Here is a 21,830-nt window from a genome sequence, read left to right as displayed (position 1 = left end):
CACCCCCGATTATTTTTCGTTGAGTAGACTAGACAATTTGCTTGCAAAACCTTTATCGGTAATAGCTAAAGCCACTCGGGCCTCCTTACCTGTAGCATGTCCTAGATCATAACGATCACCAATTACATGATACTCAACGTTGTAGTACGTGCATTTATCTTGAATTTTTTTGCTAGAGTTTTTAGAAGCGTCGTTTGCAAGCAGTACTATCTTAGCATTACCATTGCGGACTTCCTTTACTACTAACTCTTCTCCTGAAATCACTTTACGGGCTCTTGCCGCTATTCCAAGCAAATTATGCACTGCTTGATTGATCATAATATAGACTCCCTACGAATCATCAAAATAAGTTCATCGTAGATTTCTTCAGGGATTTTTACATCAAGTTGATGCCCTAAAACATTTTTCTTACGGGCGATTGCAATCGCTTCCTCCGATTTAGAAACATAGGCACCACGTCCGGGTTTTTTCCCGGAAACATCTACACTTACTTCGCCCTCTTTCGAACGAACGACACGAATCATTTCTTTCTTTGTTAGCATTTCTCCGGTTGCTACGCATTTTCGAAGAGGTACTTTTTTATTAATAGCCATAAGAATCACCTTTCCTCTCTGAAGCTTGTCGTAAGAGGTGGACCAGCCATGCACTACATTGTTATATATTCAGAATTTAACCATAATATTTTCCAATGTAGGCTCTGCCATTATTCAGTCGACGCAGCCCAACGCCCACTGAATAATGGCAGCTAACAAGTCACACGGGCTTTCTTACTTATTCTTCGTCGTCTTGATATAAGTCAACTGTCACATCATCAAAATCACTTTCTTCATCCTCAGCAGGTATGAAAGTGCTTGTTGCAGATGGATAAATGCCTAACTCACGTGCATCTGTTTCACTCTTAATATCAATTTTCCAGCCAGTTAGCTTAGCAGCTAAACGAGCATTTTGACCACGTTTACCAATTGCTAGTGATAGTTGATAGTCTGGAACAACAACAGTAGTAGATTTTTCTTCTTCATTGACTTGAACATCTAAAACTTTAGATGGGCTAAGAGCATTTGCTACAAATACAACCGGGTCTTCTGACCATTCAACGATATCGATTTTTTCGCCGTTTAATTCATTTACAATTGTTTGCACACGAGCGCCTTTTGCTCCTACACATGAACCTACTGGATCTACCTCTTCGTTATGTGCATAAACAGAAATTTTAGAACGATCTCCTGCTTCACGAGCAATTGATTTAATTTCTACAATACCTTCATAAATTTCAGGTACTTCCATTTCAAATAAGCGGCGTAATAAACCGGGATGTGTACGTGAAACAATAACTTGCGGTCCGCGCGTTGTACGTTCAACCTTTGTAATATAAACTTTGATGCGCTCGTGTGGATGGTATGTTTCACCTTGAATTTGTTCGTTTTGTGGTAATGCAGCCTCTACTTTTCCAAGACCTACGTAAATATTACGAGCATCTAGACGCTCAACTACACCCGTCACGATATCATCTTCACGGTCCACATATTGCTCGTAAATTAAGCCGCGTTCTGCTTCGCGAACACGTTGTGTTACAACTTGTTTCGCTGTCTGTGCAGCAATACGACCAAAGTTTCGAGGTGTTACTTCCTGCTCAACCACATCTTCCAACTGGTATGCAGGGTTGATAGCCTTAGCATCTTCTTCAGAGATTTGTAAACGGTCATCTTCTACTTCTTCAACAACATCTTTGCGTGAAAAGACACGAATAGAGCCCTTATCTAAATTTAAGTCAACACGAACATTTTGTGCTTGATTGAAGTTGCGTTTGTAAGCTGTAACTAATGCCGCTTCTATTGCTTCAATTAACACATCTCTTGAAATTCCTTTTTGTTCTTCTAGCGCATTTAGCGCATCTAACAAATCACTACTCATTTTTGTTTTCACTCCTAAATATGCATTATGCTTAAAAATCGATGGCTAGTCGTGCCAATGCGATTTTTTCTTGTTCAATTGTTACTGTAATTTTACGCGTTTTAATGCGTACTTCCATCACTAATGTATGTTCATCGTATGACGTTAAGTAGCCTTGGAATTCCTTCATGTCCTTGATGGGCTCATAGGTTTTAACATAAATAAATTTGCCAATCGCATTTTCAAAATCAGTATCTTTTTTTAATGGACGTTCTGCTCCAGGTGAAGAAACTTCTAAATAATAGTTTTGTGTAATTGGATCATTTTCATCCAATAGCAAACTTAGTCGTTCACTAACTTGAGCACATTGTTCAATGTCAATTCCACCTTCAGGTGTATCCACATAAACACGTAAAAACCAGTTACGTCCTTCTTTTACGAACTCGACATCTACAAGCTCAAGATTTAACTCTTCAACAATCGGTTTGGCGAGCTCTTCAATTAAAGATGGTACTTTGCTCATTATTTCCTCCTGTATCTATCAAATTCTGGCGTAATAAAACAGAAATTCCACCAGTAGCTTTGGTGAAATTTAACGGTCTTACCTGCTGTTAGTCAAAAATTTGTTTTGCTACGGTATAACAACAGAAAAGAGCGGGAAGGTCCCACTCTTTTGCTGGAAAAATATCAACAAATTATTACCATAAGGATAGCATAGTTTACAGCACAATGCAAATTTCCTTCAACTAGACAACAGTTGTATATAGCCATTGTTATGTCTGAAATTTGAATTGACACTTTATTTAGTCATAAAGAATTCACTTTATCCGTATTATTTGCATGAACATTATATCTGATACCTTAATTTAATCCCACAATCGATATTAGAAAAGTGTTAGCTGATTAGTATCAGTCATCCCCTCTAAGCAGCCTAGCTGATCCATGTATTTGATTAATGTTTTAGAAACACGACCTCTATCTTCCTTCTTTTGCAGTACACCTATCATGCAGGTTCACAAAAGTCAGGTAGTTAAATATCCATTTTGCTTAATGTTTATTTTTTCAATAATATAGTTTAATTTATCATTTAAATCATTATAGGAATTCGATTTAAGTATAATATACCCCAATCGATCAGAGGAGTTTCTAGCTTTTCTAATCATTGTACCTGCTTTAGCATTAATTGAGACCAAGTGAAATTCAGGTAAGTTTTTTATTTCTTCAATACCACTGATTTGTTCTAAAATACCATCAGAAGGTGAAGTAATAAACTGTATACCAGCAAAGCTATCGATGTTAATTTTTTTAATTTCTCTTTTATTTAAAATTGAAAGTATATGTTGCTCAAGAATATCAATTCCTGTCGACAGTTTTACTAGTTCTGGTATCATACCACCAGCCAATCTAGGATTAATCTCTATAATATAACAATTGCCTTTATAGACTTTAATTTCAGCATGGAGTGCCCCTCTTAAGTATCCCAATTCTTCAATTGCAATTGAAACAGTTTGAAGAATAAGTTTTTTAGTATCTTGACAAATGCAAGCAGGGAATATGTGCCTGCTTTCAACAAAGAAAGGCATACCCATAGTTGTCTTTTCTGTAATACCTATTAAGTTGAATTCTTCTTTATTTACGAAGAACTCAACACTGAATTCTCTCCCTTCGATATACTCTTCAATCAAGACTTTTGGGTACATTTTCTGGTTTCGCATATTTGTATCTTTCTGTAAAATCACATTGACGTGGTCACCGACTTCTTTATCAGAAAAGCATAATTTAACATCATTTGACCCACTATCTTCAGTAGGCTTTACAATACACGGAAAGCTAATCTCATCATTATAGTTCTTTAAATCTCCATATTTTTCTATTATTCTGTATTTTGGTTGCATGATTTGTTTTTTCTTTGAGAGTTTGGTTCGGAGAAGTGCCTTATCTCTATAGTTTCTAATAAAATTTGGATTATTACCATTGTAGCCATATTGGTTTGCAAGTTCAGCAGATATTTCTATATAGTATTCACTGGTACTCATGATACCAACAATAGATTCTACTCCTATATATTCAATTGTAGAACTTAGTTCCTTAATGTTATTAGTATCACAAGTTAGATACTCTATCCCTTCAAAACCATTATATTGAGAAAAATCATTGGTTAAAAGAAGCCCTTCATACCCAAGTTTTTTAACAACATCAAATGCTTTTTTTCCTGTACCGGTTGTATTAGACTCTATGAATAGAATTATGTTTGGTTTCTTCGTATTCAATACTATCCCCCCGTAAATTTGAGTACGACCAACTTTCTACTACATCACCTTCTGTAACCATAGTAGGGTTATTAGGAATGGTCCCTAGTTTTAGATTGTTCTCATTCCAGAATTGCTTACTATATATTGAATTATGGTATCGATCTCCTCTATCAGGAAAAATCGCTACAATTACCTTATCACTACTAATCTGTTTACTAATCCAAGATGCAACTGTATACACTGACCCAGAGCTGTTACCTGCAAATATTTTCTCTTTTTCTCCTAATCTTAAGGTCGATTCAAAAGCCTCGTTGTCGTTTAGCCAGTGTACCTCATCAATTATGTCATAATTTACATTTTGGGGTTTTATGCTATTTCCTAATCCACCTTGAAGTCTATTACTCTTTAAAGGTTGATTAAAAATCACACTACCTGCACTATCAACAGCTATAACTTTTAGATTTTTATTATATCGTTTAAGTTGACTTGCTATTCCACATAATGAGCCTCCACTACCTACGGCGCCAACTAAGTAATCGATATTTTTTAATTCTTTCATAAGCTCATTAGCAAGTGTCTTATACGCTCCTGGATTATTAGGATTCTCGTATTGTTTTGGCCAAAAATGATTTGGGAAAATCTTGAAAAGCTCATATACATATTCAAGCCGAGCACCTTGCCAACCATGCTCATTCATCTTTTCAACGATATGCACATTAGCACCTAATGTTTTTAATTTCACTAAAGTCAATGGATCAATTCTCGGATCCGTTACTATAATAACCTCGTGACCAAGTGCCGTACCAACCATTGCTACTCCCAGTGCCATAGTTCCTGAAGAGCTTTCTATAATTGTAGCATTTGGTTTTAGACTACCATCTTTTTTAGCTTGTAAAAGAATATTTTTAGCAACTCTATCCTTCATACCGTAGTGGTTTAACAATTCTAATTTGGCATAAATATTCGATTGACTCAACTTAACCAGAGGTGTATTTCCAATGGAGTCAATTAAATTGTTTTCCATAGCATTTCTCTCCTTGGTTAATAGTGTGCATTACCTGAACATCATCCGATAGTTTGCTAATAAGTTGTTTGGCAATGCCTAATTTTTCATAATACTCTTCATCATGTTGAGAAATTAAAATACCTATATAAGTGCCACTGTGTGCTATCACAACACCTAGTCCATTAATTTCATTATTTATATCTATCATTTGATTTAAAGTTCTCTTTGGAGAAACGTTTTGATGTAAAATCGCACTTCTTGTTGTAATTTCGCCAATCCCTTTATAATCATTGTTGTTTATTGCAGTAATTAATTTTTTTAGTAATAATTCATATTCTTGTTTTACATCAATTTCATATTTATAATATCTTCTATTAAAGTCAATAGTATTGATTTCTCCCCCTTCATCGTGCGAAACGATTGTTAATGCAGGTACATTACCAATATAATCTTTTAATTTTGCTTCTCGATGATAATAAGAAACAATAGATGGGTACATTACTCCGTCTGTTGGTTCTATACTAGCAAGATACTGTTCTAATTTATTAATATCTAATGTAAAATCATAGGCTGATTCAATTGCCCTTGACACAGCTACTAAGTCTGCAGAGGAACTTGCTAACCCTTTTCCTACAGGAATTGTACTCACTATTTCTAATGTACCTCCTAATGGGAGGTTATTATCTCTTAATATCATTTCACAAAGGCATTTCGCTTTTACTTTAAATTCAGGTATTACCTCAATTGATTCTTTAGCAAGAGAAGGTTTGAAAATTGCTTTAGAAAACCTATTAATGGGCAGTGTGACCAAAAATGGTTTACCGTTCGTAAGTACTCCTTGCAACATTTCCCCAAAAGTTCCACTAGAAATTCCGGTTCCTTCTTGTCTTACAGGAAGCTTGCTAGGGATATTTAGAATGTCAGTATACAAATTTACAACCTCCTAAATTTTAATCATTTGGTTTCTTTCTACTATCCCAGACATCATCAATTTCTTTATTAATTATTTTATAATCTTTCAACATGGATTCTACTGAACATGGATTAGTTGATCCTAGAGTCTGTTTATTTAAGTTTTGTTTTACAGAGAAAAGATTTTGTATTTGATGATCCTTTATATACACACTATACCCATGCTTCTCACTAACTTCTTGTATTATTTGTGAGCTCAGATTCATTGGGGTTAGATTATTCTCGATAGCTGTTCGAATTACTGAACCCACAATGGATTGAGCTTTTCTATTCGGAATTCCGTATTCCTTTGATAAGTAGTTTGCAAGCGTAAATCCACCAAAAAATTCATTTGAACAGTCTTTTAGCATTTTATCTTCATTAAATTTCATATTTTCTATAACTATTTTTAATAAATTTAGATTTACGTTCGTCGTCCTAAATAGTTCTAGTATATATTTACTTCCTTCTTTAGACGTCTCAACTAAATTTGTAAATGGTGTATTTTTTTGAGACAAAGTTAACCCATTATAAAAAGATATCATGTGGGAATTTTGACCTCTAATCCTCTCCATAATTGGATAATTTTTCTTCTGTGGCATAGCTGAAGATATACCAGATAACTCATCTGGTAAGTCTATATAATTATTTACCAACCAATCAATAAGATCAGTTGCAAATCTACTAATCAATACGCCTAAATTTGCTTGCATGGCTGCGACTTCAAGATGACCTTGCTTAGATGCTATAGCAGATAGTGCAGTGTTTTTAGGTTTTATAAAGCCTAGTTCTCTAGCAATCCACACTCGGTTCCATTCATATTCTAACCCAGCCATAGAACCAGCCCCTAATGGACATTGATTGACATAATCATAAATATTTAATAGTGAATTTCTAATATGAGTTAGTTCCTCAACAATTGATATAAAATAAAAGGCAGGTGTAATAATTTGAGCAGGTTGATAATGAGTACGCCCTGGAATCGGCTTATCAATTGACTCGTAAGACTTATTAATTAAACTTTTTATCAATCCCGATACTTGGCTTTCTAGGTTTAATAATTGATCTCTTAACAACATGATTTGGGCACAACTTTGTATATCGTTTCTGCTTCTATCGCTATGCCATTTATCAGGTAGTTTATCTTCCATTATTTTTTCAACGTACTTTTCTATTGCAAAAGATATATCCGACATGTTTTCTAATGGATTAGCCTTTATAATTGAGGCATCTAAAGTGGTTAGAGCCTCGTCTATTTTAATTCTTTCGTTATTACTAATTAAACCTAGCCTTTCGTATTCCTTATTCATGACAAGTTCAATTTCAACATAGTACTTCAATAAGTTTTCTACTTCGTAACTAAAATGCGGCTCCAAAATGTACGCATTAACGAGTTCATTTGGCTTTTGGGTTATCCTACCTGTTAAATGTATCAACGATATATCCCCCCTTCTTTCTTCGAAAGAGGTAGAGCTCTTTGTATAATTTCTATTGTATCTAATATATCTTCATCGCTAATATTCCTATGCAAAACTGCCCTAATAATCCCTGGCTCTAACTCATCTATATTTAGTCCAAACATTGCACAAGTAGTAATAAATTTATTTATTGAATATTCAGGTTTTAAAGTAAAAAAAACCATATTAATTTCTACATTTGCATTAAGTTCAATCTCATTAATTGAACTTAAGTAACTTGCTAAGTTTTTAGCTCTGCTATGATCTTTTTGCAAGGTCTGATGCATATTATCTAACGCTATAATGCCAGGTGCCGCAATTATCCCTGCTTGCCTCATCCCCCCACCGAGCATTTTTCTAATCCTTCTAACCTTACTGACAAATTGTTCGGTACCTGCCACGATTGACCCTATAGGAGCTGATAAACCTTTCGATAAACAGAACTGCACCGAGTCAGCATACATAGCAATCCGATTTGCCGGTATCTGTAATGCAATAGCAGCATTAAAAATTCGCGCACCATCCATATGCAAAGCTATTTCTTTTTCCCTAGTAAAATGGAACAACTCTTCTAAATATCCTAATGGTAGAATATTCCCCCCAGTGCGGTTACTAGGATTTTCAATACAAAGTAACGCAGGTAATGCGAACTGTGGATCATCAGTATCAACAGGAAATGCTTTTTCTATATTCCCTATTTTTAAAGTACCATTTGTCTCTGTTTGAATCGGTTCATATATAACTCCACCACATACGGATGCCCCACCAGCTTCATAAATATAAATGTCAGATTTATTTCCAACTAAAACTTTGGAGCCCCTCGGACAATGGGCGAGTATTGAGGCTAAATTTGCCATAGTACCAGAAGGCATAAGTATTGCATCTTCCTTGCCTAGCATATTTGCAGCCTTTTTTTCTAATTCTTTAACAGTTAAGTCTAAACCGTATACATCATCACCTAATATAGCCCCACTAATAGAATTCAGCATATCTACACTAGGCAAAGAAAAGGTATCGCTTCTCAGTTCAATCACTTTTTTACCTCCTATCTTCTAGTAAAGTTTTAAATGTATTAGCAAGTTTACTTACTTTGGACTTATCCATTAAATTATGATGATCCCCATCTATCTCATGGATAAATAATTTTTTGGTTGTTCTTTCTCTCCACACATTAGCATCTACTAAAGGTATGGGGTTAATATGAGATAATTCATTAACATTAAATAAATGGATATTGTGATTTAAATAGTAATCACAATAGAAATCTTCTGCAGCCATATTATTACAGTACATTACTTCTAAGATTTTATTTGTTTCATTGATAGTTGACTCTAGGGGTATCATTTTTCTGTTCTTAACTTCTGAATGGATTAGTTTAATTTTTTCTTTTTGGGTTGTATCCGTATCGAAGGAAATGTTTAGCCTTGTAGCCCACGCCTCAATCGGAGTTTTGCGGGATTGTGCCACCTTAAGGCTATCTTTCATACTATCGATAGGATATGTATCTATTAATCCTAAAAAATCCACAGTTTTATGCATTTTTTCTAATTGGTGTGCAATTTCGAACGCAATTGTCCCGCCTAATGACCAACCAGCTAAAATATATGGCCCAGTGGGCTGCACTTTTACGATTCCTTTAATGTACTCTTCTGCCATGTGCTTTATAGATTTCAAAGGTTCTCTATTGTCATCGTACCCTAAAGACTGTATTCCATAAATTGGATTTTCGATATTCATTTTTCTTACAAACTCGTAGTAACATATAATACCTCCTCCACCGGGATGTATTAAAAATAAGGGAGCCTTATTTACATCACCGTTTTGTAACAGAATTATATTTGATTTTTCAACTTCCAGACATCTCCTGTTTTCAATAACTTTACACATTTTTTCAATAGTTGAATTTTTAAAAATAAAACTTAAAGGGAGATTTATTTTAAACTCTTGGTTGATACTATTTAGCAATTTAAATGCATTTAAAGAATGACCTCCTATATCAAAGAAATTACTATTAATACCTATTTGATTGTGCCCTAATAGATTACTCATTAATCGACAGATGATGAGTTCCTTGTTTGTTCTTGGCAAAACCAATTTTGACTGTGATATTGTGCTTAAATTTGGTATCGGCAATGATTTTCTATCAATTTTTCCGTTGGACAACAACGGTAAAGATTTCATTTCCTCATAATGATTTGGCAGCATGTACATTGGTAATTTGGAAGTCAGTTCTTCTTTAACTTCCTGCATTGCAGAACTATGCTCAGATATCAATGAAATGTATGCTATAAGCTTGTAATTATTATTATGATTAATTACTTTCACAACACCTTGATTGACTAATTTGCTATTATTAATTACTCTCTCAATTTCATCTAATTCAACTCTGATTCCTCTAAGTTTTATTTGGTTATCTTCACGTCCAACAAATTTTATATTTCCATCTTCAAGGAAGTATCCTTTATCACCAGTTCGATACATAATTGTGTCTTTTTTAAAAGGATTATTTATAAATGATGCACTCGTCTTTTCTTGATCATTTACATATCCCTTACTTAGTCCTATACCAGATACATATATATCACCCGTTACATACACAGGTACAGGGTTTAGATTTTCGTCTAATATATACACCTCATTATTCATCATAGGTGTACCTATTGAAATAATTTCATCGCTAAATTGATCTTCCTCCCTACATAAGTATTGGGTAACGTCAATTGAGGCTTCAGTTGGCCCCCATGTATTATAAACAGGGCAATCTATTTTCTTTATCAAACTTCTATATAAACTAGATGTTAACGGCTCACCAGCACTTGCTATAAATTTCAAATGCCTACTTAAACAGGAAAGGTCTTCTTTTTTTAATTCTCTGACTATTTCATTTAACATACTAGGCACAACTTGAAGAAAGATAACTTTATGTTTTATCATTGCATCAATAATGGATCTAGGATTTCTATGTTCTCCAGCCTCTAACAAACATACATTCCCGCCAAACAATAATGGCCAAAATACTTCCAAACCAAATGCATCAAAGGTATATAAAGTCTTCTGCAGTACAGAGTCACCAACTTGTAAATGATGAGTCTGTTGCATACAGTTCATTCTATTAATCCAACCAATATGATGATTTATTACACCCTTTGGCTCACCAGTAGAGCCAGAAGTAAAGTAAATTGAAAGCATGCTTTCGGGTGTTGTTTTGGTTGAAGGATTATTCATGAATTCATCTATAGGTAAATCTGATTCATTAAAACTATAAGATTCTATATTAATAAATTTCTTTAATTTATCTTTACTGTCTTTATTTGATAAAACAAATATTACATTTGCTTTTTTTATAATATTTATTGTTCTTTTTGGTGGATCCTCTATATTAAGCGGTACGTACACTCCCCCCATTTTTAAAACAGTTATTATCGAAATAATCATTTCCATTGAACGATCCATATATATGCCAATTGGGGACCCGCTCTCAATTTTATGTTTAAGTTTCCCTGCTAACTTATTGCACTTTTGATTGAGTTCAAAGTATGTTAGCGTCTGCTCTCTAAATGTTAAAGCTATAGCTTGAGGGTTTACTGCAACTCGATCTTCAAATAATTCATGTATACACTTTCTAGGAGGCATCTCTTTTTTGATATTGTTTAACAAAATATTATTTTGTTCCTCTTCAGTCATAATTTCTAGGTACTTTAAAGGTTTGTTTTCATTGTTAGACAAATTAGCTAGTAATGTCATAAAGTGATGACCAAACATCTGCTTGATATAATTTTCATTGAAAATTTTTGTATTATATTCTACTTCCATCCCCATTCGATCGTCTTCTATAATTATAGAAAGAGATAAATCAAATTTACTGGTACTGTTATCTAATCGAATCTCATCATATTTTATACCTTCTAATTTAGGTTTATCGGTAGCGTAATGTAACGCAAACATTATGTTAAATAACGAGTTATTAATATCTTCTCTATCAGGACTAATTTCTTTTACTATTAAATCGTAAGGAATATATTTATGTTTAAAACATTCAAAAACATTAGCTTGAATATGGTTTACGTTATCCGAAAACGAAGTGTGTGGATCAATCTTAGAATTAATGACTACCGTGTTGATGAAAAGTCCAATAACATTTTTAAGTTGTTTGTTCTCTCTCAAACTTACAGGTGAGCCGATACTGACTTCATTCTGTGATGTGTACTTGTTAATCAATACTTTGAATGCAGTTAATAAGGTAGTAAATACAGTTGTTCTATTGGATTTTGAAATTTCTCTAATGAATTGCTGTAATTCACTCGGTAATATGAATCTACTAGTTTTCCCATTAAATCCAAATGCAGTTCCGTGTTTATTAAAATTTACTTTAGCAGGGGCATCTTTTAAATTTTCTTTCCAGAACTCTAGAGATTCTTTGTAACTAGTTTCCTCTTGTAGGGATCTTTCCCATTCTGCGAAATCTGCAAATTGAATATCTAGTTCTGGTAATGTTAATGCTGTTTTACTAACCTTGTGGTTATATAAACTAAATAAATCTTTAATTAATATCCCCAACGATGGTCCATCACAAAGAATATGATGAATATTTAATGCAAAATAATAAACATTTAATTCTGTTTTTATTATTTTTGCTTTAAATAGAGAGTCATCACATTCAATATCAAATGGCTGATGAATAAAATCGTTTATTACTTCCCGTGCCTCACCCTCTAATAATTCTAAGTAGTCAAAAGAGGGGGTTGTATTACTTGTAATAAGTTGAAATAGCTCTTCTTCAAATATAAAACTAGTTCTTAAGATCTCATGACGTTCTATTAATTCTTCTAAGCTTTTTTTCCATGCCTCCAACTTTAAATTCCCGTGAAAACGAAAAACTTTTGAGATATTATAGGTAGGTTTATGCGGTTCTAAATTATGAAGAACCCAAAATCTCTCTTGGGAAAATGAGGGCTTTAATTTGAAGTATGTTATGGGTTTGCTTTTTATTTCAGTAGTCATACTTTATCACTCCTAAAAAAAATTTTTGGATGATTAGCTTTAACAAAGTATAATTTTTTTAAATAGAATAATCATTAGTAAATAACGCAAAGTAAGTGAGAATAACAAAATTAATTTTACAAAACACATAAACTGTAATATAAAAGTAGCCCCACTGTTAAAAAAACTTAGTTAAGAAAATTTTCGTAAACGTTCTTAGTCATTCTTTTTTTGGGAATTGTTAGTGGAATCTTTTATACTATTCGAAGTAAAGTGGAGACCAATTTTCTGTAGAAAGCGGAGTTTGTCCCACTTTTTGGGCTCCGCGGGCGTAATACCACGGTAGAGGGCAGGACAGAGAGCTCTTTTGAGCTATCCGGCTAGGGGAACTCACCTGTAACAGGTGCAACGTATCATGAAAGAGCTTGGTTTAAAATGCTTAGTGTGAAAAAATATAAATCCTATAAAGGAAACGTTGGCAAAATTGGTCTAAATATTTTAGACCGTCACTTTACAGCTGAGGCCCTAATAAAAATGGGTAACGGATATCACAGAGTTTAAATTATTTGGAGGTAAGCTCTATTTAATTAACGGGGAAATTATCACGTATACAATTGGCTCTAGACCACCTATTCACTTGTTTCAGACATGTTAGACAAAACGTTCGAACGTTTACCTGAGCACCACTAGCTACTTATGCATTCCGATCAAGGCTGGCACTCAAATGAAGAAATATCGTCGCTCCTTAAAATCAAGAGGAATTGTTCAAGATGTCTCGTAAAGGAAACTGTTACGACAACGCTGTCATGGAGAATTTCTTTGGAATTATGAAATCTGAATTCCTTTACATGAGGGAAATTGAAAGTATTGAGAATTTTAAAATAGAATTACTATAATACGAAACGGATCAAGGATTAAAAATGAGTTCGGTGCAATACCGAACTCATTTTACCCAAGCTGCCTGATGAAATAACCGTGTCTAACTTTTAGGGGTCACTTCATCTCCCAAGAGCTAGACCGCCATCTACCACTAAAGAATGTCCAATGATATAACTTGCACTATCTGAAGCTATCCAATACACTGCCTCAGCAATTTCTTTGGTACTAGCCATTCGACCAGCAGGAATATATTTATTGCATAACTCATCAGAACCATCTTCACTGATGCCTAAAACTCTATTCGCCATTGGTGTTTGCACTAATCCAGGAGTAACATTGTTTATTCTTATTCCAAATCTTGCAAATTCATGAGCAGCTGTTTTCGTTAAACCTTCTAACCCGTGTTTACTGGCTGAATAAATGGAACCGTTTGGGGTAGTCTTCAATCCACTAACTGAGGATATATTAATTATTGATCCACCATTCCTTTGACGCATCATTTGTTTTATTTGATATTTCATACATAACCAGGCACCCTTTAGGTTAACATTAATTACTTTATCGAACTCCTCTTCTTCCAAATCAATCATTGAAGCAAAGCGATGTTCGATCCCAGCACAATTACAAGAGATATCGATTCTACCATATTTTTGTGCTATAGTTTTAATAATATTTTCTACATCTTGAGCATGATTAATATCCAGTGGATAGAATTCAATATTTTTGGATACCCTCGACAATTCTTCTTGTGTGTTAAGTCCTTTTTCAATATCTCTACCAGTAATAATAACTATATTCTTGCTGTTTTCGAGGAATTTTCTCGCAATTCCTTTTCCTATACCTGAATTTCCACCTATTATTAACACAACTTTATTCATGTCATTTTCGTTTTTTTTCATGCTATTCAATTCTCCATTTTATGTTTTTTAATATTAAGCAATATGAAACAACAGTAAAAATGATTAATATTACTGAGTTAATTATTACTCCTTTAGTAAGCCCGCTAATTAATAGCTCTCTCAGTGCTTCAGCAACGTAAGTTGTTGGGAAAATTAAGGACAGCCAATATAACACTTTAGGTAGTTGCGAACTATCAATTAGAACAGGTGTTAAAAAACCTAAAAACATCATTAAACTAGGTAAAACAATATTAGTTACTTGTGGGCTTGGCGACCAAAATCCAATAAAAACTCCAAAACCCACTATACTCAAAATACTCAAGAAAATCAGAGGAATTATAAACCAATGAAAGCTCCAGTTTAGGTCATAAATCATTTCACCTATCATTGCTAATATCAAGAAGGAAGGAAGACTTGTAATTATCCCTTTAATCAGATTTGCGTAAATAAAAGTTATCTTACTAATAGGTAAAGTAGCATAAAAAACAAAATGTCCTCGGTGTTTTTGCCATGATAAATCTTGAGCAAGCAGATTAATGCCAGTTATTATTAAGGCAAAAACCATATTTCCAGTTACAATCCTTAATATCATTTCATTTGTTGGATTCTCCACAAAAAAATGAAGTAACATTAAAGTTGTTAATGGAAATAAAGATGCTAAAATAATTATTAAAATCCATTGTTCTCTAACATTTGCATACTGTATTCTAACCAAAATCCATAAATCAGTCAGCCATTGGCCTACACTCATTTTCTTTTGTTTATATTCCAATTGATTCACTAATTTTTTCACCCCCTTCGAAACGAAGATAAACATCTTCCAAAGTGGGAGGAACAAGTGAAAAATCGAAATCCAATTTCTCGTTTAAGTTAGCAAGTTTTTTAACAATACTAACTACTTCATCTTTTTGAATCAATAATCTTAATTTATGATCCGTTATTCTTTGGGGTCCCTTTTCACTAAATGAAGTATATAACTTATTAGTTATTAAGCTATCATTAGTTGATAAATCTAATCTCATTCGTTGATCTATCCTATGTTTAAGTTGTTTTATTCCATCTAAAGCTACAATCTTTCCTTCGTTTATAATTGCTACTCTATCAACTACCTGTTCTGCTTCCAATACATTATGTGTAACTAAAATTATAGTAGCTCCTTCTTTATTTTTATCAGTTATTATCTCCCACACCTTTTTCCTTTTAACTGGATCTAATTCATTTGTTGGCTCATCAAATATAAGGACTTTAGGATTACCTGTTAATGTTAGGGCAACACTTATTAAACGCTTTTGTCCTCCTGAGAGATTTTTAATGTAATCATTTTTATATTTTTCTAAGCCTATTTGTTCGATAAGTCTATCTGCCTCTATGGTGGCAGAAGCTTTATTTAATCCTTTTAATCTACTGGAAAAATAAACTGATTCCCATACTCGCAATGAAGTTATTGCGTGCGGATCCTGAGCATAGTATGATACATTTTCAGTAATAAACTTACTGTTTGCTTGTATGTCCTCACCAAATAAATGTATACTCCCACTTGTAGATTTAATTAGTCCCATCATTTGCTTTATAAGTGTCGACTTACCTGCACCATTTGGTCCTAAAAGTGCAATTATTTCTCCCTCATAAATCTCTAGATTAATCTCCTGGTTAGCAGTAATATTGCGTGAGGGATATTTTTTAGTTACATTTTTTATATCGTAAATAATTTTCATAAGACCTCCTTATTTTGAAGTTCTATTATCATCATATAAAGGAAGTTGTTATAAAACATCTGTATATTACGCAATGTAACTCCGTTTATGTGTAAATTAAAAGGAAACCCTCTTGTTTTGCAATTAAATAGGAAACATCATTCATTAATAAGAGTTCTATATTGTAAGGGCTCAGGTTGTTTCATTTAATGTTGAAAGCTCTAGTGATTTATGCAGAAGAATTACCATTATGTTTTATTTTTGCATTCCTACGTATTGAGTCATCATTAATTTTAAGTCATTTTTGTTACTACTCAACTCATTAGTATGTAAAATGCTCAATACCTGAAAGATATAGTCTCTCCGCATCAAAGACCCAATAAATAAGTCCTGTAACGCCCTTTCTCATTAGGTTTTAAAGCTTGTAAATCTCTGCTATGGCAACTCTCTTAAACAAGATAAGCTTCCTTATCTCTTTCACATTGCATCACATTTTAGGTGCAGATCTAAAAGTTTTCTTTTACAACGTACGTTTTAAGTTTCGTGCTTCTTTCCCATAAACAATCCCCTATAGTAGACAGATTAATTTACTTTCTTTTCTGTCTTCCATAGGGGAACCATATCATTATTTAATTTTCTTTTAATGCACTTAGAAGATTAACCTTTGCAGCAATGTGGGATGGTATAATTGAGGCAATTAGAGTTAGGAGTATCCCTGCAGTAATTGCCAAAACTACGTTTCCCCACGGGATAATAAATGGCATATGCATTGCAGATAAGTTTGAGATAGAGTTTAAATATACTACAAATATGCCCAATAAAACCCCCATAATTATTCCTGCCACACCTACCACAAAACCTTCTCCTATAATCATTGTTCTGACTTGTTTAGTAGTAAATCCAATCGCACGAATGGTACCAATTTCCCCCACTCTTTCCATCGTATTCATCAATAATGTATTACTTATACCTATACTAGAAAGAGCAATCACAATTATCAATAAAAATTGCATAACTTCATTCATTCCATCAAAAGAACTTTGCGAAGATTTAATTTGATCTTCTACTAATGTAACGGTAGAAATTGAAGTTGCAAAATTTAAGTTTAATTTTTCGCGCAATGTATAAGGATCCCCAGAAACACTGGTATTTATCATAATTGTATTAATTACATCCCAATTAAAACCTTCTTTAAACTCATTTTCAGATATAAATCCAACATATCCTCCATCTTGAGAAGTATTAACTTTCCCTACTACCTGATATTCTCTTGTACCTGAAGGGGTATTAATAGTAATGTAATCATTCACTTTCCCACCCCATTCATCAAACGCTCTTTCACCTAAAAGTATAGAGTTGGATGGAAGATTAATGCCTGGGTCTTCGAAGAGTTGATATTCTTCAGTATTTTTAGATGGCGTACTCATAATATAGAATTCTCTATACTCACCTTCAACTGTTTTCCAGGTCACCATTGTTTCTCTGAACCATTCAACCCCTTCTACACCAGCGTAACTCCTTACCTTATTAATAATTTCCTCATTTACTGGTTCTTCAAACTGTACTTGAATATCCCCTCCAAAAGTCCGGCGAATCTCCTTTTCAAATCCAGAAGGGATTGATTCTAAAGCTGAACCTAAAAAAATTACTACCGCAATACTTATTGCCAACATCGCTGATGTATTAGCGTTTCGATTAGTATTAACTTTTATGTTACTGACAGATAATTTCCCTGGATAGCCAAGCATTTCTTCTATCATTGGTGTAAGAATTTTTGCAAGGGTCCTCATCACCAATGGATATATTAATACCACTCCAAATAATAAGAAAATATACCCCAAATAACTGTCAACAAAGCTTAGTAATATGAGTATAAGCCCCAATAAATACCTAAGAATTTCTACTCTAAACCTAGGCGTTTTATTTGTATTTCGCATTGCGTTTACTATAGGAGTTTTAAATGCAATATACATAGGTATTCCAGAAATTATTATTGGAAATAAGATTCCGATTAATGCAGATAAAATTGTTGCGCTTTTCCAATCTAGCGTGTAAACCATAGTATCTTGAAAGATTCCTAAAAGCATTTCTACAAACAAATCTGCGAATAAAACACCAGTTGGCAATGCAATAGCAGTACCTAAGAGCGAAAGTAAAAAGACTTCAATCAATACAAGTTTAAATACGTCAAAATTTGTATATCCAAGACTCTTCATAACAGAAAATTCTTTTTTTCGTTCAATTACACTTGAATAAATCATATTAAATATTATGAAGGAACTTATAAAAAGAGAGAGAATACATACGAGATAAAAGACAGAGTATAGACCTTCAACGTCATTATTTCTTAAATCATCAATAACAACAGGTTGAACATAAAGGGGTGTCCCTCGTAATAATTCTTGATAAGTCGATAACCAATTTTCATTATCACGATCTTTATGCTGGAGTCGTATATAACTTATTTGATTATCTAGGTTAGTCCAGTCTTGAAGTGTTTCTAAATCCATCATAACTCTAAATGATCTACCTTTAGCGTCATTCCAATTACTAGGACTGGCGAGCCAAGATGTAAAGCCAACAATCCCCGTTACTTCAATTTTACCCAACCCTTTAAATGTCAAAGTGTCTCCTATATCTTTACCCCATAGTTTAGCTGCATTCTCGGGTATAATTATACCCTTACCTTTCAAACTCCCTTTTATTAATGGGAGCTTTAAAAGATTACTTTCTATATCACTGACACCAGTTATTCTAACTGAAGTTTCAGCCGGAGCTTGAGGTTGATCTATTTCCACCAATGCTTGTTTATCAAGGACACTTAAGCTATCTATTACAATATCCCGCTGCTTTATTGCTTTTACTTCATCTTCTGAGAAAGAATAATTTTTGCTTAATATCCAATAATCAGCATTCCCTGCGTAGATTTCTTGATAATACTTAAATGTACCTTTAATAGTGTTATTAGCCACCAACATACTAGTTGTTAAGAAGATACCAAGTATTACTGCAATGAGTGTAAAGAAAAACCTTTTTTTATTTTTTGTTAAGTTACGCCAAGAAACTAGCCAAATATTCAGCATAGCCATGATCCTCCCTAGTTACTTCGGTTTCAATTAATCCATCCTTGAACAAAATAATTTTATCCGCGTAACCAGCTGCGAAGATATCGTGAGTTACCATAATAATTGACTGTTTTCTTTGTTTGTTAAATTTAGCTAATAGATCCAGTATTTCTTTAGCTCGTTTCCTATCTAGGTTTCCCGTTGGTTCATCAGCTAATAATATTTTGGGCTCGTGGATCAAAGCCCTTGCTATAGATACCCTTTGCTGTTGTCCTCCGCTTAACAGATTAGGAGGCTTCTTTTCAAAACCTTCTAAACCAACTTCTTTTATAATGTTTCTTATTTTCTCTTTGATGTTTTTGTTTTTCCTACCATCTGCATGAAGTGGAAAACCAACATTTTCTTCTACAGTTAACGTAGGTAATAATTGGTAATTCTGAAAAATGAATCCGATATTTTTTCTCCTTACGATAGTTCTTTGCTTCTCAGTTAATCCAGAAAAATCTTTTCCTTGTATTTTCACCTGACCAGAGGATGGTCTATCTAAACCACCTAATAGTTGTAATAGCGTACTTTTACCCGAACCACTAGGTCCCATTATTGCTATAAATTCACCTTCCTTTACAGAGAGGTCAATACCTTTTAGCACTTCTATCTTTTGATTACCTTGTTCAAAAGATTTAAATACTCGATCAACTGAAATCATACTTGTATCTCTCCTTTAAACTCAAATAATAAAAATCTTCATTTTTTCACTAACATTGACAGGAATTTAAAGGCCGTTGATTTTTTGTAACTAGTTCATTAAATTCCGTAATGATTTCATAGTCATTCATATCTTTGTAATACAAAGCACACAATATTGTAAATTTAACCATCATGTGAATCCCTACTTCTTTATTTACTTGTAAATACTTAGTATACGTATCATTGATCATAATTATTTTTTAAAAAATTATTTAAATAAAAAGTATGGGAGAGACACTTTATTTACGTTAATTTATCAGTTCAAATTTACACTTCCTGATTTAGTTTCAATTTTCATTTTATTTTCTCCATTACCTGAGGAACCTTTTAAACCTTTCTTTGTTTGTGTTTTTTCGCTTAGGGACAGGTTTATGGATTGTCTTCCGCTGTTTGTAGCGATTTCCAAATTTAGATTGGGTTGCTTTTCATCAAAAGTTACTGAGGCATTGCCACTTGTAGTTGAAAGTTCTACGTCACCATTTAATTCTTTAAAGTGGAGTTTAATATCGCCACTGCTAGATCGTATGTCAATATTATTTTGAACAAGATCCTGTCCAGAAACATTGCCAGAGGATCCATCCAAAATTATTTTCCCCTTAAATTGATGAGGAATTCTAACCTCTAAAGTAGGTTTTTTTTTGTAATTGATTAAGCGTCTAATATCATTACCTAGATCAATTGATAACCGTTTTGAAGACTTATCTAATGTAACACCTGGTCCGTTATCATAAGCCGTTAGATAGGTTTCTAATTCACCGTTTTCGCTTGGCAGGAAATTAACATCGGTACTTGCAAAATTTATAACAATTTCCTCAACCTCTTCTATCGACTCTTTATTAACACTTACCTCCTTTTCCCCTGATGAACACCCTGCAAGAACGATTACTACTAAAAACAAAATTAAAGCAGATTTTTTCAACATAAAATTTCCTCCTTATGCCAATTATACAAAATGACGCAAGGTCATTTTCAATCTTTACGCAGTATAATGTTTAAATTAGTTGAAAGTGACCTCGCGTCATCTTTTATACTGGAACTATACCTTTTACATTATTATCTATAGAAGGAGGAAATTTCTTTTGAAAAAAGAAGATATTATTATCTATGCTTGCGTTATTATTGGAGCAGGTATAGCTTTCCAATTTGGTAATGCTATTATTGGGGTGCTTATTGGCCTGGGAGTAGGTTACTTATTTAAATCTCTATTTTTCAATACGACGAATAAAGAATAAAGAATAAGGAAGTAGGAATAAAATTGTTACATATTAATGAAGTTAAAAAGATGAGTGGTGTGTCCGTTAGAACCTTAAGATATTATGACCAGATAGAACTGCTAAAACCTGCATCAAAAACTCAAGGAGGTCACAGATTATACTCAAATACAGAGTTAAAAAAATTACAGCAAATACAATTCTTAAAAACGATAGGCTTTCAATTAAGTGAAATCAAAATTATGTTAGAGTCTGAAGAATGGGACTGGTCCATTAGTCTAATGAAACAACTATCTTATGTAATAAATGAAAAGGACCGACTCTCAAATATAGAATTTAATTTAAGAGAACTAATAAATGGGATAGCAATTGAAGGAGAGGAATTTAGAATTCAAAAAATTATGAGTTTATATACTAGGGATTCAAAAGATATTCTAGCTCATAATAGAGATGAATTAAATATTAAAAACACTGAAGTACTATATAGACTACCGAATATGACAAGTAGTGATCCTGATTCTTTAGAGTGGATTGCTCTACTTGGTCAATTAAAAAAACATATGCACCTTGGTTATAGTGCTACACGCATACAAAATATTATAAAAAGGATGGATGAAAAAAGAAGTGAAGATTTTGGTGATGAAGATGCTTTTTTAGATACCCTTTGGAAAATTAGAATGACACCTGAGGAGTCAAAAAAACATAACCTTTATCCTATTGATCAAGAGGTCCTCAATTTTATGGAAAAAGCTTATATTCATTACACCGCTAAGAGGTCATAGTTTTTTATCATTATCTA

General features: G+C 33.3%; 18 protein-coding genes and 1 pseudogene. 3 read left to right on the top strand and 16 right to left on the bottom strand.

What is annotated here, in order from left to right:
* Positions 1-9: 9 nt before the first annotated feature.
* The 10 genes from ACIQZA_RS01670 to ACIQZA_RS01625 all read right to left on the bottom strand — a co-directional run bounded on the left by ACIQZA_RS01670 (position 10) and on the right by ACIQZA_RS01625 (position 12,557).
* The gene (locus ACIQZA_RS01670) at positions 10-318 is read right to left on the bottom strand and encodes a YlxQ family RNA-binding protein (RefSeq protein WP_323645110.1); all 309 of its coding nucleotides are present in this window, start codon (positions 316-318) and stop codon (positions 10-12) included.
* Positions 315-593, bottom strand: a complete 279-nt coding sequence (gene rnpM, locus ACIQZA_RS01665) for an RNase P modulator RnpM (protein ID WP_400934369.1) — start codon at positions 591-593, stop codon at positions 315-317. The genes ACIQZA_RS01670 and rnpM overlap by 4 nt, the downstream gene beginning before the upstream one ends.
* Positions 594-771: 178 nt before the next feature.
* Positions 772-1,911 (bottom strand): transcription termination factor NusA, encoded by a 1,140-nt coding sequence (gene nusA / locus ACIQZA_RS01660; protein WP_142507438.1) that lies wholly within the window; start codon positions 1,909-1,911, stop codon positions 772-774.
* 31 nt (positions 1,912-1,942) lie between these two features.
* A complete protein-coding gene (gene rimP, locus ACIQZA_RS01655) occupies positions 1,943-2,413 on the bottom strand; it encodes a ribosome maturation factor RimP (protein WP_142507439.1) in 471 nt (156 codons plus the stop codon).
* A 499-nt stretch (positions 2,414-2,912) separates the two neighbouring features.
* On the bottom strand, positions 2,913-4,160 hold the full coding sequence (locus ACIQZA_RS01650) for an ATP-grasp domain-containing protein (protein ID WP_402880061.1): 1,248 nt from the start codon (positions 4,158-4,160) through the stop codon (positions 2,913-2,915).
* Positions 4,117-5,166 carry a cysteine synthase family protein gene (locus tag ACIQZA_RS01645; RefSeq protein WP_400934366.1) on the bottom strand — a complete coding sequence of 350 codons (1,050 nt, stop codon included), beginning with the start codon at positions 5,164-5,166 and terminating at the stop codon, positions 4,117-4,119. Before ACIQZA_RS01645 ends, ACIQZA_RS01650 begins: the two co-directional genes overlap by 44 nt.
* A complete protein-coding gene (locus ACIQZA_RS01640; protein WP_400934364.1) occupies positions 5,147-6,079 on the bottom strand; it encodes a GHMP family kinase ATP-binding protein in 933 nt (310 codons plus the stop codon). Before ACIQZA_RS01640 ends, ACIQZA_RS01645 begins: the two co-directional genes overlap by 20 nt.
* 19 nt (positions 6,080-6,098) lie before the next feature.
* Complete coding sequence (locus ACIQZA_RS01635) at positions 6,099-7,535, bottom strand: argininosuccinate lyase (RefSeq protein ID WP_400934362.1); 1,437 nt, start codon at positions 7,533-7,535, stop codon at positions 6,099-6,101.
* Positions 7,532-8,590: a GntG family PLP-dependent aldolase gene (locus ACIQZA_RS01630; RefSeq protein WP_402880063.1), complete on the bottom strand. Its 1,059-nt coding sequence runs from the start codon at positions 8,588-8,590 to the stop codon at positions 7,532-7,534. Before ACIQZA_RS01630 ends, ACIQZA_RS01635 begins: the two co-directional genes overlap by 4 nt.
* 4 nt (positions 8,591-8,594) lie before the next feature.
* Positions 8,595-12,557 (bottom strand): non-ribosomal peptide synthetase, encoded by a 3,963-nt coding sequence (locus ACIQZA_RS01625; RefSeq protein WP_402880065.1) that lies wholly within the window; start codon positions 12,555-12,557, stop codon positions 8,595-8,597.
* A gap of 379 nt (positions 12,558-12,936) precedes the next feature.
* Here ACIQZA_RS01625 and ACIQZA_RS01620 point away from each other — a divergent pair.
* Positions 12,937-13,501: pseudogene (locus tag ACIQZA_RS01620) on the top strand (IS3 family transposase); the annotation flags it as partial.
* A gap of 33 nt (positions 13,502-13,534) precedes the next feature.
* Here ACIQZA_RS01620 and ACIQZA_RS01615 read toward each other — a convergent pair.
* From ACIQZA_RS01615 to ACIQZA_RS01590, 6 genes are all read right to left on the bottom strand, one after another.
* A complete protein-coding gene (locus ACIQZA_RS01615) occupies positions 13,535-14,314 on the bottom strand; it encodes an SDR family NAD(P)-dependent oxidoreductase (protein WP_400934356.1) in 780 nt (259 codons plus the stop codon).
* A 1-nt stretch (position 14,315) separates the two neighbouring features.
* Positions 14,316-15,095 (bottom strand): ABC transporter permease, encoded by a 780-nt coding sequence (locus ACIQZA_RS01610; RefSeq protein WP_400934354.1) that lies wholly within the window; start codon positions 15,093-15,095, stop codon positions 14,316-14,318.
* On the bottom strand, positions 15,076-16,029 hold the full coding sequence (locus ACIQZA_RS01605; protein ID WP_400934352.1) for an ABC transporter ATP-binding protein: 954 nt from the start codon (positions 16,027-16,029) through the stop codon (positions 15,076-15,078). Before ACIQZA_RS01605 ends, ACIQZA_RS01610 begins: the two co-directional genes overlap by 20 nt.
* Before the next feature lie 608 nt (positions 16,030-16,637).
* Complete coding sequence (locus tag ACIQZA_RS01600; protein ID WP_400934350.1) at positions 16,638-19,091, bottom strand: ABC transporter permease; 2,454 nt, start codon at positions 19,089-19,091, stop codon at positions 16,638-16,640.
* Positions 19,060-19,779 (bottom strand): ABC transporter ATP-binding protein, encoded by a 720-nt coding sequence (locus ACIQZA_RS01595; protein WP_400934349.1) that lies wholly within the window; start codon positions 19,777-19,779, stop codon positions 19,060-19,062. The genes ACIQZA_RS01600 and ACIQZA_RS01595 overlap by 32 nt, the downstream gene beginning before the upstream one ends.
* A gap of 297 nt (positions 19,780-20,076) precedes the next feature.
* Entirely contained in the window at positions 20,077-20,742 is a 666-nt protein-coding gene (locus ACIQZA_RS01590) for a DUF4097 family beta strand repeat-containing protein (protein WP_402880068.1), read from the bottom strand.
* A 157-nt stretch (positions 20,743-20,899) separates the two neighbouring features.
* On the opposite strand from ACIQZA_RS01590, the gene ACIQZA_RS01585 reads away from it, so the two are divergent.
* Together ACIQZA_RS01585 and ACIQZA_RS01580 are read left to right on the top strand one after the other, a co-directional pair.
* Positions 20,900-21,052, top strand: coding sequence for a hypothetical protein (locus tag ACIQZA_RS01585; RefSeq protein ID WP_248718195.1), 153 nt, complete (start codon positions 20,900-20,902; stop codon positions 21,050-21,052).
* Positions 21,053-21,075: 23 nt separating this feature from the next.
* Entirely contained in the window at positions 21,076-21,813 is a 738-nt protein-coding gene (locus ACIQZA_RS01580) for a MerR family transcriptional regulator (RefSeq protein WP_400934346.1), read from the top strand.
* Positions 21,814-21,830 lie beyond the last annotated feature (17 nt).

Source organism: Lysinibacillus sp. NPDC096382 (assembly GCF_044762845.1).
In the GTDB taxonomy this organism is placed as follows: domain Bacteria; phylum Bacillota; class Bacilli; order Bacillales_A; family Planococcaceae; genus Lysinibacillus.
Note: the sequence above shows the minus strand (reverse complement) of the source record. Positions and strands in the feature narration are given on the sequence as shown.